We start from the raw sequence: 14,654 nt of genomic DNA on the forward strand, positions 1-14,654 counted from the left end.
GCAGCCGATCGACCAGGTCATTAGCTTCGTAAGGCAGATCACCCACGCCATTGCCGTCGCGGTCCCAGCCCAGGTAATTGCTCCAGTGGTTGCCCAGGCCCGGCAGCTTGCCACCCCAGTTTTCGTCCTTCGCGCCGACATAACGCACCTGCTCGCGGTTGCCAATAAAGTCGTTGCCTTCGACCTTGTTGCGGGTCGAGCCCGCCGACAGGTGCACGCCCACATGGTTGTCCACCACCAGATTGCCGCGCAGCGTCGCGAATTCCACGTCGTAGATGAAGAAGCCCCGGTTATTGCCGGCCACGATGTTGTTTTCAACCACCGAGTCTTGCAGCGTGCGCAACATGATGCCGTGGTCGGAATTGCCCCAGGTACGGTTGTTTCGGACTACCTGGTCGCGCACTTCCATCAGAGCCAGCCCACCCCGGTTGTAGTAGCTGTCGTTGTCCTCCCACAGGTTGTAATAGGAGTTCATGTAGTGGGTGCCGTAGCGGCTGTGGTGCAGCTTGTTGCCGCGAAACTCCGCATGGTGAGACACGTCCACATAGAGCGCGTCGCGCACAAAGCTGACGTCGTTGCCGGTAATGCGGGCACCCTTGGTGTTGTACAACTGAATGCCGTTGCCGCGTTGTGACGAGTTGAAGTCGCGCAAGCCCGTGATGCGGTTGTTTTCAATGCGGACGTCGTTGACCTTTTCGATCCACAGACCAAACAGGTTGTACACCAGCACGCAGTCGCGCACCACCGCCCGGTGGGCGCCGGGCTGGAGATAAATGCCGGCATGTTGGTAGAGCAGTTCGGTGCCTGAATCGCGCACGATCAGGCCCTCGATGACCACGTCTGCCGCTGTCACGCGAATGGTGTCGCCACGTTGCCCGCCGCTGAGCGTGGGGCGATTGAGGCCGCGCAGCGTCATGGGCTTGTCAATGCGCAGGTTTTGGTCATAAAAACCGCGCTCGATTTCCACCACATCGCCCGCCGCCGCCTGGTTGATGACTGCCTGCACATCTTGCCCGGGCTGCACCCGCCAGACCGCAGCCCACAGCGGGGCGCAGCACAGGAGCAGGCAAGCCAGCACCAGTCGGCGTAGATGCAGCGTCACAGTCAAGACAGCATCCCCAGTGTTTTCAGGGCAAGGAACAACGTGGCACCGATCAGCAGATTCTTGAAACCCACGTAACTCAGCATGTCCATCCAGTTGGCTTCGCGGTAGCGGGCCTGCCACCAGGGGCCGTCCTTGACATAGCGCTTGCCATTCATGCGAATCAGCACTTCATAGACGCTCCAGCCAAACCACCAGCCAATGATGGCGCTCTCGGACAGGCGCCCACTGGCGGTCAGCACCCAGGCCACACTGGCGGCAACTGCCAAAGAGAAGCCGGCCATTTGCATGGCGCGTTGGGACTTCCAGCCGTCGCGGCTCCACGGCCAGATATGGTCGCGCAGCTCGGCCAGCAGCCAACCCAGGCCACGGTGCCCGGCCGCGTAGCGCGGTACGGCAGGTGGGGTGGGCATACGCGGGTCAGGGCCTTGGGCCACCTTGGCGCTGATGGCCGGCACCAAGTCGATCGGGATGAAATAACCGTCGCGCCCAATTGGGGTGATCAGCAGGCCGTCTCGCTCGCGGCGCTTGCGTTCCTTGGCCAGCGGCGGGCAGCCCTTTTGGTCGGTGTACAGCACCATGCAGTCCAGGCAGTGCAGGCACTCGCGGTGGTCAATGCGGCCGTCAGCGTCGATGGCCTGGGCACCACAGCCCACCGCGCAGGCCTTGCAGCTGTTGCAGTCCTGCTTGCGCTTGAGGCCGAACCAGCGGAATGTGCTGGGCATGGCCAAAGCCGCGCCCAAGGGGCAGATGTACTTGCAGTACGGCCGCTCAATGAATAGCGACATCCCTAGCAATACCGCTACAAACAGACCATAGGGCCAGCTGCGATTCATCACGCCCACCAGGAAGGTGGTCTTGAAAGGCTCTACCTCGGACAGCACCTCCGCCAGTCCCATCGAGAACATCGACACCGCCAGCAGGCCGAAAAAGATCGCGTACTTGAGCCATTTCAATTTGTCGTGCAGTGCTTGCGGAACCGGCTTTTGCCAGCGCTTCAGGCCCAGCACGCGGCCCACCTTGAAGATGGCCTCGGACAGCGAGCCGAACGGGCACATCCAGCCGCAGAACAGGCCGCGACCAAACAAGAATACGGTGACGATGATGAAGACCCAAAACAGGAAGATGAACGGGTCGGACAAAAACAGCGACCAGGTCCAGTTGAACAGCAGTGCGTGGAACCAGGTCAGCACCTGGGTGATGGAGGGCTGCGCCATCACGCCAAAGCCTACAAAAACAATACTCAGCGCCCAGGCGGTGTACTTGAAAACATTCACAGGCCACTTGTTCTTGTGCGTGGACAGCCGGGTCAGGCGCTCGCGCAGGGCATAGACCACGGTCACCGCGACCAGCAAAAAGGCAAACAGCCCAATTTCAAGCGCGCGCGTTTTCCAGATGCGCACCCACGGGGCGTCAGGCTCAACCACGGTGGGTCGGCCGCCTTCAAGGAATTCATCGGCCAGCCAGTATTTGGCTTCAAAGTTGGCAAAACTGCGGTGGCCAGTGGCCCGGTCGACGCGGTTGCCCAAGAAAGCCAGTTTCCAGGGGTAAGCAGCCGAGAACGAACCGGCGCGGATGATGAATATGCCCGACTCGGTGCTGCTGGGCGCGCCCGCGGCCTCGATACCGTACAAGTTGAGCGAGTCCAGGTCGCGAAAGGTGAAGGAATCAGCACCCTGCTTGACTTGGACCCGGTCATAAATGCCGCCGCGCACAAAGCCCGAGCCCTTGAAGGACTCCTGGCCCGCGGTGCGGATCACAAAAAATGCGTGGTCGCCCGCGTTCAGACGCGAACGCAGGTTCTCGCTGCCCTGCTTGCCGAGCAGGCTCATGCTGAGCTCGGGGTGATTGAGGTCGCCAAACCAAAGCTCAATGAAGGGTTCACCGCCGCCGTCGAGTCCGACCTGTTTGGGTGTGACCTGCAACTGCTTGACAGCACCCAGCGCCACCAGGTCAGCCCAGCTGTAGACTTTTTTCTTCAGCGCATAACGCGCGGGCTCGCGCACCGTGGGTTCGATGATGCCCACCTGGCGTGCCACCGCCGAGCCCGAAAGTTGCATCACCTGATTTTGGGCGATCACCGTGACGGTGGCACCTGAGATGGCATCCAACCCCAGCACGTTTTCATCCGGGCGGGACGGGCCGACCTCGATCTGGTCCTTGACCGATTTTCCGAGGTACTGGTTATTGAAATCAATCAGTGCTTTTTCCGGGATGCCCAGCAACAAAATGGGCTCTGAATGCTTGATCACCTTGATGCCGACGTAGCGCCCCTGCACATCCATGCCAATCAGGGTCACTACCGGCTTGCCAGAATAAGCGGGGGTGTCGGTGATGTCGGTCGACAACATCACATAGCCCAGCAGTTTTTTGCTGGCAGGTGCCTGCGGGTCTGCGCCGTAGGCCTCGACATAAGGCGGCTGTCCCTTGCGGCTCGAGAAACTGGTAGCCCCAGGAAACACTTCCTGGCACGGCACCAGCGCGCACATATCGGGCGCGGTGCCTAACTCTTCGGGTAACTTGGCCTCGTAGGCTTGCGCGTGAGTCGGGTCAGCCCAAAGGCTCAAAACAATCGAAAACGCAGCCAGTGGCAGCGCGAGAAATCTGGGTAATGACATTAATGGGGTCCTTGGGGCCCCTGGCCTGCCCTGACAAGGACAGGCCAGCGGTTGCGAGGCTTAGGCCTCGACGATCATGCGCGTGCGCATTTCCAGGTGCAGGGCATGGCAGAAGTGGGTGCAGTAGCACCAGAACACACCCGGCTCGTCAGCCACAAAGGTCACCGAAGCAGTTTCCTGCGGGTTGACGATGAAGTTGACGTTGTAGTTCGGGATGGCAAAACCGTGCGTCAAGTCTTCGATCTTGTCCAGGTTGGTCAGAATCAGGGTGACCACATCGCCCTTTTTGACCTTGAACTCACGCAGGCTGAAAGCCGGTGCCTGTGACGTCATCTTGACGGTGACTTTCTTGCCCTGACGGAACACACCCGACTCTTTCGGGTCTTTGATCGCGTTGGGGAAATCGTCCAGCGCGTAAACCTGCTTGGGGTTGACCAGATCACGCTTGAAGATGATGAAGTCGTGCGGTTCGCCACGCACCGGATGGTCGGCCATCAGCACCATCTTGTCGCCCGAGATGTCGATCATCTGCTCGTTTTCTGCGTGCAGCGGGCCCACCGGCAGGAAACGGTCCTTGGAGAACTTGCAACCCACAGCCAGGTATTTGCCGTCGGCCGCAATGGTCTCGGACTGGCTGGCGTTCAGGTGGCCTGGCTGGTACTGCACGTCGATGCGGTCGACCACGTATTTGGCAGTCTTGTCACCGTTGTGGAACTTGATGGCCGCTTCGACGTTCCACTTGACCACCTGGCTGTCCAGGAACAAAGTGGTGTAGGCGTTGCCACGGCCGTCAAAGGCAGTGTGCAGCGGGCCCAGACCCAACTCGACCTCGGCCACGATCACCGAATCGAGCTTTTCGAGCTTGCCATCAAACCAGTCCAGCACCTTGGCCAGTTCCAGCACGGTGCCGGTGGGGGACAGTTTGCCGGAGCAAATGAAGTATTTCTGGTCAGGCGATGCGTTGACACCGTGCGGATTCTTGGGCACCGAGACATACGCGGTGAGCGCGGTCAGGGGGTCCTTGTTGGCCTCGCGGGTGCCGTCCACCACCGGTACCTTGGACTTGCCGATGGTCTGAAATTTGCCGGCCTTGACGGCCGCTTCGATGCGGGCAATGTTGTAGAACAGGCAGGCATCGCGCTCGGCAGACATCATGTCCTCGTAATGCGCACCCATCTCGGTGTTGTACTGATTGGTGGCCGCGAGTTTGCCGTCAAACGAGGTGGCCACCAGGTCGCAGTTTCCGTCAATCAGCACCTGCCAGCGCACCTCCATGGTCTCGGCATCAACGCAGCTGAACAGGGATCGGTATTTGGTGGCGTCCTCGGTGCCCGAGTTGGGCAGTGGAATCCCGAACTCGCCACCGCAGAACACACGGGTGGTGTAGTTGATAGCCGGGTCCACTGGGTCACGCTTGTCCGGGAAAATGCCGTGAAAACCCTGCACGTTGGGCAGCTGGGTGATCTTGTCGCAGACAAAGTAGTCGAGTCGCACGCGCGCAATGCGTGAATTGATCTTGTCGTTGATCCAGCAATAACGACCATCGTAGTTGCCGTCTTTGTATGACGCGTGGGTGTGGTGCGTGTCGCCCACGGTGTAGCGCAGCGAGCCGTCGGCTTTGGTGCCCATGATGGCTTTGGACTCATTGGTGATGCCCCAGCCAACCAGTGCGTCCGGCACGAAGCACGGAATGCGCAACAGTTCGCGGCCGGAAGGCAAACCCAGCACCCGCATGTCGCCGGTGTGGCCACCACTCCAGATGCCGTAATAAGTGTCGAGTTCGCCGGGTTTCAAGTGGGCGGAAGCACCACCAGCGTGGCTGGCGGTTGTTGCAGGCGCCGCCGCAGAGCCCGCAGGGGTCGCACTGTCTGATTTTTTTTCGGCACAGGCGACGACGCCGAGCGACAGCCCGGTGGCGGCAGCAGCGCTCAAAAATGAGCGACGCGCCAAAGTATTGGTGGCAGGAGGGGTTAGTTGCGTTTCAGTTTTCACGGGAGGGCCTTTCAGTTCAGGTTGAAGAAACGGGGGGTGGGAGGACCGCGAGAGGGCGGCGATAAGCAATGAATTTCTGGTGTTGGCAAGGGCTTGGCCACGGCCAGGCGGCCTTGAAGTGGCTTCTCTGCGGCGCGAACGGACGCTTCAGGCGGGGGCAACACAGCGGGCAGGCAGTCGGCACAATCAAGCGTCATGGCAAGCAGCTTTGCGGGCTCAGTCTGCGCATCAATATCCACCAGCGCGACAGTGTTTGCCCCGCTACAGACCACGGTCATCGACCGCGGCTTGACCAGTGGGCTGGCCATGGCCACACCCATGCAGCACAGCAATCCCGTCAATATCCATCGGGTCTCGCGCTGTAGGAAGGTAGACGTTGAAAACATGGGCTGGATTCTAAGGCTTTAAGATTCACTTTACATGAATATTTAATTATGTTTGACGCAGATCAAATGAAAGACAAGGCAACTTTTCTCCTTGTGCTGGTGCGGATGTCGGTGGACGAAATCAGCGAGGTTGACTTTAGAAACGATCAGGTCGCGCGGCAATATTTCTAAAGAACGAGAAATCGCATTCCAGAAGAACTATTGATCAACCCCGGCAAGGCCTGTCAATACAATCTGTGTGATCTTGCCATGTTGGCAACCAAGGAACACCATGAAAAAACTCAACGTCACCATCAAGCTTGAAATGTCGGTCCCGGACGACTGGGAACTGGCTGCAACCTCTGAAGGAGGCCACGTGCTGAAACTGCCCAACGGTCAGTTTCTCGACATCGCCATCGAGCCGCTGTTTGCCAGCGACCCCGAGGAAACCTGGAGCAGCACCGAAGACGACGATGTGCTGAACGACCTGCTCGACATGGTGGAAAGCGAAGAAGTAAGCTACGAGTTCGTGACCCACTAGAACAGGCAAGCCAGATGTCATCTGTCGCGTTGCGCCGGCTGTTGCTGGCACTGCTCGTGCTGAGCCTGCTGGGGGCGGGCATCTGGTGGATCAAGCGGCCCGAACCGGTGGCGGTGACGCTGGCCACCATTGACCAGGGCCGGGTTGAGTCCAGCATTGCCAACACCCGCGCCGGCACCGTCGAGGCCTGCCTGCGCACCAAACTCTCGGCCACCATGGGCGGGCGCATTGAGGTGCTCGCCGTCAGGGAGGGCGACAAGGTCAAAAAGGGCCAGTTGCTGATGAAACTCTGGAACGACGACCAGCAGGCGCAAAGCGCGCTGGCCCTGACACAGGTGGAAACCGCCCGCAAACGTGTGCTTGAAGCCTGCACCGTGGCCGCCAATGCCGAGCGCGAGGCCGAGCGCCAGAACGCCTTGTTCAAACAAGGTTTTGTGTCGGGCTCGCGTGACGAGCAGGCCCGCGCCGAGGCCCAGGCGCGCCGCGCCGGTTGTGAGGCGGCAAAGGCGGATGTGAGCCAAACACTGGCCCGCGTCAAATCCACGCAGGTGGAGCAAAACCGCACCGTGCTGTATGCACCCTTTGCCGGCACGGTGGCCAAGATTGTGGGTGAGGTGGGCGAGTATTCCACCCCGTCGCCGCCCGGCGTGCCGACGCCACCGGCGATTGACCTGATCGACGACACCTGTCTTTATGTGCGCGCCCCCATGGACGAGGTGGACGCGCCCAAAATCGCCGCCGGCCAGGCCGTGCGCATCAGCTTTGACGCGCTGCCCAAGCAGTCTTTCCCGGGCACGGTCAAGCGCGTGGCGCCTTATGTGTCGGCCGTTGAAAAGCAGGCCCGCACCGTCGACATTGAAGCCACGCTGGACGCCGACCACGCCCCGCCGCGCCTGCTGGTGGGCTACAGCGCCGACGTGGAAGTGGTGCTGGCAGTGCGCGAGCATGTGGTGCGTGTGCCCTCCTCTGCCTTGCAGGAAGGCGGCCGCGTGCTGCTGGCCGCCCCCGATGGCACCCTGCAGGAGCGCCAGGTCAAGACCGGTCTGGCCAATTGGGAATTCACCGAGGTGCTCGAAGGCCTGGCAGCGGGTGACAAGGTGGTGACCTCACTGGAGCGCGAAGGGGTCAAGGCCGGTGCCGCGTTTGTCGCCGATGACACCCCCAAAAAATGAGCCCCGCGCAAATTGAGCTGGCCGGCATTGAGCGGGTGTTCCACCTGGGCGACTCCGAGGTGCACGCGCTGCGCGACCTGAACCTGTCGATTGCCGCCGGCGAATATGTGGCCGTGATGGGCCCGTCGGGTTCGGGCAAGTCCACCCTGCTGAACTTGCTGGGCCTGCTGGACCGCCCCAACACCGGCGAGTACCGGCTGGAGGGGCGCGACGTGACCACGCTCTCGCCCGACGAGCAGGCGCGCGTGCGCAGCCAGCGCATCGGCTTTGTGTTCCAGAGCTTTCACTTGGTGCCGCGCCTGAGCGCGGCAGAAAACATTGCGCTTCCCATGGTGCTGGCCGGCCTGGCCCCCGAGCAGCGCGCCGTGCGGGTCAAGCAGGCCCTCAAGGACTACGGGCTGGAGCCGCGCGCCGACCACCGACCCGAAGAACTCTCGGGCGGGCAGCGCCAGCGTGTGGCCATTGCCCGCGCCACCATCATGCAGCCCGCCATGATCCTGGCGGACGAACCCACCGGAAACCTGGACCGCGCCACCGGCGAGGAGGTCATTCGCCTGCTCGAGGGGCTCAACGCCAAAGGCGTGACACTGATCATGGTCACCCACGACCACGCCCTGGGCGCGCGTGCGCAGCGCCAGCTGATGATGGAAGACGGCGCCATCAAACAAGACCTGCGCCATGCCAGCCCGGCCACCCTCACCAACCCGTCGGAGCCCTCTCCGTGCGCCTTGCCGACCTGATCCGCTTTGCGCGCGAGGCCGCCACCGGCAACCCGCTGCGTGCCGCCTTGCTGGTGCTGGCCATGGCGATTGGTGTGGCCGCCGTGGTGGTGCTGACCGCCCTGGGCGACGGTGCCCGGCGCTATGTGGTGAACGAGTTTTCAAGCCTGGGCAGCAATCTGGTGATCGTGTTGCCGGGGCGCTCGCAAACCGGTGGTTTCAACCCTGGCAACGCCATCACCAGCACGCCGCGCGACCTGACCATTGACGACGCGCAGGCTCTACAGCGTGCCAGCGCCGTGCGCCGCGTGGCGCCGCTGGCGGTGGGCACCTCCGAGATAAGTGCCGGGGGCAAGCTGCGCGAGGTGCTGGTGGCGGGCACCGTGTCAGAGTACGTGGAAGTGCGTCAGATGGCCATGGCGCAGGGACGCTTTCTGGCCGCCGGGGACTGGCGCCGTGGCGCCAGCGAGGCGGTGATCGGGGCCAAGGTGCGCGACGAGATTTTTGGCAGCGCACCCGCGCTGGGTCAACTGGTGCGCATTGGCGACCGGCGCTTTCGCATCGTGGGCGTGCTGGCGCCCAGCGGCCAGGGCCTGGGCATGAACGCCGACGAACTGGTGTTTGTGCCGGTGTCGCTGGCGCAAGCCATGTTCAACAGCAACACGCTGTTTCGCATTCTGGTCGAGGCCCATGGCCGCGAATCGATCGAGGCTGCCAAAGCCCAGGTGGCGGAGATCATCAGGCTGCGCCACGAGGGCGAGCAGGACGTGACCGTTATCACCCAGGACGCGGTGCTGGCCACCTTTGACCGGCTGCTGGGCGCGCTCACGCTGGGGGTGGCGGGCATTGCCGCCATCAGTCTGGCGGTGGCGGGCATTCTGGTGATGAACGTGATGCTGGTGTCGGTGAGCCAACGCACCGCCGAGATCGGCCTGCTCAAGGCGCTGGGCGCCACGGGCGGCGGCATCCGGCTGATTTTTTTGACCGAGGCCATCATGCTCTCACTCACCGGCGCGGTGGCGGGTTATGGGCTGGGGCTGCTGGCGGCGGCCCTGATTCGCCTGCTGTACCCCGCTTTTCCGGCTTACCCACCCGACTGGGCGGTGCTGGCCGGGCTGGCCACCGCGCTGGTCACCGGCATCTTGTTTGGCGTGTTGCCGGCGCGCCGCGCCGCGCAGCTTGACCCGGTGCAGGCGCTCGCGAGGCGCTAAAAATATGGCCCCCACGCTTGTCACTTCGTGCACGACGCTGCCCCTCAAGAGAGTCGTCGCCTTGGGGCGATCTGGCGACGCCGCGCAACATGCTGCTGCCTGACGCCATTGCCCTCGCCCTGCGCGCCGTCACCGCGCAGCGGTTGCGCAGCTTTCTGACGCTGCTGGGGATTGCGGTGGGCATTGCGTCGGTGATCTTGCTGACCTCGATTGGCGAGGGCATTCACCGCTTCGTGCTGGCCGAATTCACCCAGTTTGGCACCAACATTGCCAGCATTTCGCCCGGCAAGGTCAAGACCTCGGGGCCCGCCCCAACCGGCATTCCCTCGTCGGTGCGGCCGCTGAGCCTGGACGACGCGCGCGCACTGGCCAACTTGCCGCATGTGACCGGCATGACCGCCACGGTCTGGGGCAACACCGAGGTGAGTGCCAATGGCCGCCTGCGCCGCACCACCGTCAACGGCGTCAGCGCCGACATGGCCCGGGTGTACAACATCAAGGTCAGGACCGGCCAGTTCCTGCCACCCGAGTCGCTGGAAAACGCCCGCGCCTTCGTGGTGCTGGGCGCCAAGCTCAAGAGCGAGCTGTTTGGCAGCGCCAACCCGCTGGGCGCGCGGGTGCGGGTGGGCAACCTGCAGTTTCGGGTGATCGGCGTGCTGGAGGCCAAGGGCCAGTTTTTGGGTGTTGACCTGGACGATGCGGCCTACATTCCCACCGCCCGGGCGCTGGAGTTGTACAACCGTGACGGCGTGATGAAAATTGACCTGGCGTACGAAGAAGGCGTGCCCGCGGCGAGCATCGTGGCCGCCATTAAAGGCACGCTGGTGGCGCGCCACGGGCGGGAAGATTTCACCATCACCACCCAGGAAGACATGCTGCGCACACTGTCCAACATTCTGGACATCCTGACCATGGCGGTGGGTGCTTTGGGCGGCATCTCGCTGCTGGTGGGCGGCGTGGGCATTGTGACCATCATGACCATCGCGGTGAGTGAGCGCAAGGGTGAGATTGGCCTGATGGTGGCGCTGGGTGCGCCCCGGCGAACCATTCTGGCACTGTTTTTGGGCGAGGCGGTGACGCTGTCGGCCATCGGCGGACTGATGGGGCTGGCGCTGGGCTTTGGCCTGGCCCAATTGATCCACCTGACCCTGCCCGCCCTGCCCGTGCACACCCCGTTAAGCTTTGCGCTGCTGGCCGAGGTGGTTGCCGTGGTGATCGGCCTGCTGGCCGGTGTGCTGCCGGCGCGCAGCGCGGCACGGCTGGACCCGGTGCAAGCGCTGCGGGCCGACTGAGCGCCTGCGGCATGGCAAAAAATACTTCTCCCTTATTTGTGTGAGCTACCCTGTGGACAAGTCATGGTACAAGCGCCAGAAGCCGCGCCAGTCATGGGTTTGCAGGCGGTGCTCAAACATTCATCAATCCTGACAGCCGCAGGCATCCGCGTCAATGAGCCGGGAAATCTGTGGTAGCAATTGGTGCGCCTTCGTGGCAGCACAAGTTTGTCGTTTCGGCTCAAACAGTTACTCCAAAAAATGGTGCACTAACTTGTGGATAACCTGTCTGGCAAGTCCTGAAACCCGCGCCGGCATTGGTTCCTGAGGCGGTGCTGCAAAAAGCATCAGTCAGCCGGATTTCTGGCAACAGGCTGGCCGGGCCCGGCTCGACATCTGCATCAGCCCGGCGAGCCCCTGTTTCTTTTCCCAGATAATCACGCCCCATGAACTCTCTCACAACCTACTTTCCCCTGGGCTGGCAGCACTATCTGGCGGGGGGCCTATTTGTTGGCGCAGGCGCGTCACTGCTGTTTATTTTTACCGGCCGCATTGGCGGCATGAGCACGGTGTTTTCCAGCACCTGGTCTTTTGTGGTGCAGCGGCCGTTTTTCCAGCAGCCACGTTTCGTCGGTTCACGCGGCTGGCGGCTGGTGTATGCGGCCGGGCTGATTCTGGGCGCGTTGTTGTGGTGGCTGGGAGTTGCCGACGGCGCAGCCCAAAGCACCCGCGTGCCAGTGTGGCAATTGCTGGTGGGCGGCTTTCTTGTGGGCTACGGGGCCCGGCTGGGCAATGGCTGCACCTCGGGTCATGGCATCTGCGGGCTGGGTTCGCTGCAATGGCCCTCGCTGCTGGCCGTGCTGACCTTCATGGCCACCGCATTTTTGACAGCCAACCTGATGGCAAGGTGGCTGGCATGACACCACACGCTGAGACACTGCCCAAAATAATTGCCACGCTGGCAGCCGGCATGCTGTTTGGCTTTGGACTGTCGTTGTCGACCATGATCCAGCCCGAGGTGGTGCTGGGCTTTTTGCACTTCCAGGACTTTGGCCTGATGCTGGTCATGGGCGGTGCCGTGGGGGTGGTTCTGGTGGCTTACAAAATAGTGCCGCGCCTGCTTTCAAAACCTTTCCTTGACTCGCATTTTCATGCGCACCCGAGCTTCTGGAACCGTGACACACTGGTGGGTTCGGCACTTTTTGGCATCGGCTGGGGCTTGTGCGGCGTGTGTCCCGGGCCGGCCATTGCGGCGCTCGGGGTGGGCAATGTTGACCTGCTCTGGGCGCTGGGCGGCATGGCCGCCGGGGCGCTGGTGCAAGGACTGCGGGCCAAATAAATCCTGGCCGGGCTGCCCCGGCTGGAAGCAGCTTTACTGCGTGGCGCGCCTCAACTCGGCCACCCGCTTGTTGATGGCGCCGCGGTCTGCGGCGTGCAGGTCGTTGGCGAGATAAGTTTCCAGATCTTCCAGCGCGTGGCCCGGGCGTCCGGCTTCGGCATGCGCCAAACCCCGGTCGCGGTACTCAGGCCAGGCTTGCGGCAGCAAAACGATCATCCGGTCAAGCACCGCAATCAGACGCCCCCAGTCTTCCTGCGCGGCATGAATATCCTTGAGGTTGAACAGCATGCGGGCAATGATGTCGCGCGGCGGCGCCGCCTGCAGGTACAGGCCAAGCGGCAGGTCCGGGTCGTCGACCAGAGCGCCCATGTCGTGATAAGGCGCCAACCGCTCGGACAATTCCTCCCGGCTGAGCGATTTGCCGGTGAGCGGGTCAATCACCACCTGCCCCTCGGTCAGGTTGACCTTGACCATGAAGTGCCCCGGAAAACTGATGCCACGCACCTTCAGGCCAATGCCCTGGGCCAGTTCCAGCCAGATCACTGCCAGCGAAATGGGAATGGCCAGCCGGGTGCGCAACACCACATGCACATAGCTGTTGTCCGGGTCCATGAAGTTGTTGAAATTGCCGCCGAAGTTCAGGTCACGGTAAACAAACTGATTGAGCACACGCAGCTTTTGCAGCGAGCCGGCATCCTCCGGCAGGCGGCGCCGCAAGCGCGCCAGCAATTGATCCACATCACCCAGCACCTGCTGCACACTGAGCTCCGGGTACTCGTCCTGCGCCAGGCTGATGGCGGCCTCCAGCAGCGGAAAGTCGGCGTCGCTGTGCACCAGCGACGCAAAATACTCCAGCGGGGTGGGAATGTTCAGGGACAGATTCATGGCGCCCATAGTCTATCGTCTTAAAAGCTGGCGGAATTTCATGCCAGCAGCCCACAGGGCCAAAAAGTAAATGAACCCCGAGGCGACCAGAATCAAGGCCAGCAGTCCAATTCTCTTCAAACTCTCGGCGCGCAATGCCAACCAGGCGAAGTGGCTGTTGGCCCACACCAGAAACAAACCCAGCAAAACGCAGGCCGCCAGCACCTGCAGCACAAAAAGGCCCCAGCCGGGCTCGGGCTTGTAGCTGCCGCGCTTGAGCAGGCCGAGCAACAGCCAAAGTGCGTTAACCATGGCCCCAATGCCAATTGACAGCGTCAATGCGGCATGGGCAAAAACCGGCACCAGGCCAATGTTCAGCAACTGGGTCAGCACCAGCACCACCACGGCCACCTTGACCGGCGTTTTGGTGTCCTGGTTGGCAAAGTAGCCCGGCGCCAGCACCTTGATGGCCACAATGCCGACCAGCCCCACACCCCAGCCCATCAGCGCGTGGGTGACTTGCTGCACGTCAAAGTCGGTCATGGCGCCGTAGTGGTAGAGCACCGACACCAGCGGCAACGGAAACACCAGCAGCGCGATGGCGCAAGGCACCGCCAGCAGCACCACCAGGCGCAGGCCCCAGTCGAGCATGGCCGAATAACGTGCTGAATCACCGCCGGCGCGGGCCATGGCCAGCTGCGGCATCAGCACCACGCCCATGGCCACGCCCAGCATGGCGGTGGGGAACTCCATCAGGCGGTCGGCGTAGGTGATCCAGCTCACGCTGCCAGGCTTTAAATAGGATGCGATCTGGGTGTTGATGATCATGGACAAGTGCGCCACGCCCACGCCCAGCAGGGCCGGCCCCATGAGCCTCAGGATGTTCTGGGTGCCCGAATCGGCCCAGGCCTGTTTTATTTCCGACCAGCGCCAGCCCAGCCGGGGGCTGAGCCCCATGCGCTTCAAGGCCAGCCATTGCACCGCCAACTGCAGCACGCCGCCCATCAGCACGCCGCCCGCCAGCGCATAAATGGGTTCCAGCCCAATGGTTTTGAACCACGGCGCGCCCAGCCAGGCGGCAAAAATCATGCAGATATTGAGCAGCACGGGCGTCGCCGCGGGCACCGCAAAACGTTTGTAGGTGTTGAGCACCCCGGCCCCCAGCGCCACCAGCGACATGAAGGCGATGTAGGGAAACATCCAGCGCGTCAGCACCACCGCCACGTCATAGCCGCGCGGGTTTTGCTGCATGCCACTGGCCATGGCCCACACCAGGCCACCGGCGCCCAGCACGCCCAGCACACTCAGCAGCAGCAGCGCCCAAGCCAGCACCGTGGCGACACGGTCGATCAAAAGCCGGGTGGCGGCGTCCCCGTGCTGCGCCTTGGAGGCGGCAAGCACCGGCACAAAGGCCTGGCTGAAGGCCCCTTCGCCAAAAAACCGGCGGAACAGATTGGGAA

The 14,654-nt window shown here is 62.5% G+C and carries 12 protein-coding genes; 7 read left to right on the forward strand and 5 right to left on the reverse strand.

The window, feature by feature from the left end:
• From nosD to nosZ, 3 genes are all read right to left on the reverse strand, one after another.
• Positions 1–1,081: nitrous oxide reductase family maturation protein NosD (gene nosD / locus GPS82_RS09885; protein WP_296494039.1), on the reverse strand; the 1,081-nt coding region annotated here is incomplete at its 3' end.
• A 23-nt stretch (positions 1,082–1,104) separates the two neighbouring features.
• Positions 1,105–3,720: a NosR/NirI family protein gene (locus GPS82_RS09890; RefSeq protein ID WP_296494009.1), complete on the reverse strand. Its 2,616-nt coding sequence runs from the start codon at positions 3,718–3,720 to the stop codon at positions 1,105–1,107.
• A gap of 60 nt (positions 3,721–3,780) precedes the next feature.
• Positions 3,781–5,712 carry a TAT-dependent nitrous-oxide reductase gene (nosZ, locus tag GPS82_RS09895; protein ID WP_296494012.1) on the reverse strand — a complete coding sequence of 644 codons (1,932 nt, stop codon included), beginning with the start codon at positions 5,710–5,712 and terminating at the stop codon, positions 3,781–3,783.
• A gap of 657 nt (positions 5,713–6,369) precedes the next feature.
• Here nosZ and GPS82_RS09900 point away from each other — a divergent pair.
• The 7 genes from GPS82_RS09900 (at position 6,370) to GPS82_RS09930 (ending at position 12,330) form a co-directional block, all read left to right on the forward strand.
• Complete coding sequence (locus tag GPS82_RS09900) at positions 6,370–6,618, forward strand: hypothetical protein (protein WP_296494017.1); 249 nt, start codon at positions 6,370–6,372, stop codon at positions 6,616–6,618.
• 14 nt (positions 6,619–6,632) lie between these two features.
• Positions 6,633–7,790, forward strand: coding sequence for an efflux RND transporter periplasmic adaptor subunit (locus tag GPS82_RS09905; protein WP_296494020.1), 1,158 nt, complete (start codon positions 6,633–6,635; stop codon positions 7,788–7,790).
• The gene (locus tag GPS82_RS09910; RefSeq protein ID WP_296494022.1) at positions 7,787–8,530 is read left to right on the forward strand and encodes an ABC transporter ATP-binding protein; all 744 of its coding nucleotides are present in this window, start codon (positions 7,787–7,789) and stop codon (positions 8,528–8,530) included. Before GPS82_RS09905 ends, GPS82_RS09910 begins: the two co-directional genes overlap by 4 nt.
• Positions 8,512–9,720, forward strand: coding sequence for an ABC transporter permease (locus tag GPS82_RS09915; RefSeq protein ID WP_296494024.1), 1,209 nt, complete (start codon positions 8,512–8,514; stop codon positions 9,718–9,720). The genes GPS82_RS09910 and GPS82_RS09915 overlap by 19 nt, the downstream gene beginning before the upstream one ends.
• Before the next feature lie 89 nt (positions 9,721–9,809).
• Positions 9,810–11,012 (forward strand): ABC transporter permease, encoded by a 1,203-nt coding sequence (locus tag GPS82_RS09920; protein ID WP_296494026.1) that lies wholly within the window; start codon positions 9,810–9,812, stop codon positions 11,010–11,012.
• Positions 11,013–11,437: 425 nt separating this feature from the next.
• The gene (locus GPS82_RS09925; protein WP_296494028.1) at positions 11,438–11,911 is read left to right on the forward strand and encodes a YeeE/YedE thiosulfate transporter family protein; all 474 of its coding nucleotides are present in this window, start codon (positions 11,438–11,440) and stop codon (positions 11,909–11,911) included.
• Positions 11,908–12,330, forward strand: a complete 423-nt coding sequence (locus tag GPS82_RS09930) for a DUF6691 family protein (RefSeq protein WP_296494031.1) — start codon at positions 11,908–11,910, stop codon at positions 12,328–12,330. The genes GPS82_RS09925 and GPS82_RS09930 overlap by 4 nt, the downstream gene beginning before the upstream one ends.
• 33 nt (positions 12,331–12,363) lie before the next feature.
• Here the strand turns inward: GPS82_RS09930 and GPS82_RS09935 are convergent, their stop codons facing one another.
• Positions 12,364–13,215, reverse strand: coding sequence for a transglutaminase-like domain-containing protein (locus tag GPS82_RS09935; RefSeq protein WP_296494034.1), 852 nt, complete (start codon positions 13,213–13,215; stop codon positions 12,364–12,366).
• 12 nt (positions 13,216–13,227) lie between these two features.
• Positions 13,228–14,654 (reverse strand): murein biosynthesis integral membrane protein MurJ (gene murJ / locus GPS82_RS09940; RefSeq protein ID WP_296494037.1); only part of this gene is annotated, 1,427 nt, incomplete at its 5' end.

This window comes from Rhodoferax sp. (assembly GCF_011391645.1).
In the GTDB taxonomy this organism is placed as follows: Bacteria; Pseudomonadota; Gammaproteobacteria; order Burkholderiales; family Burkholderiaceae_C; genus Rhodoferax.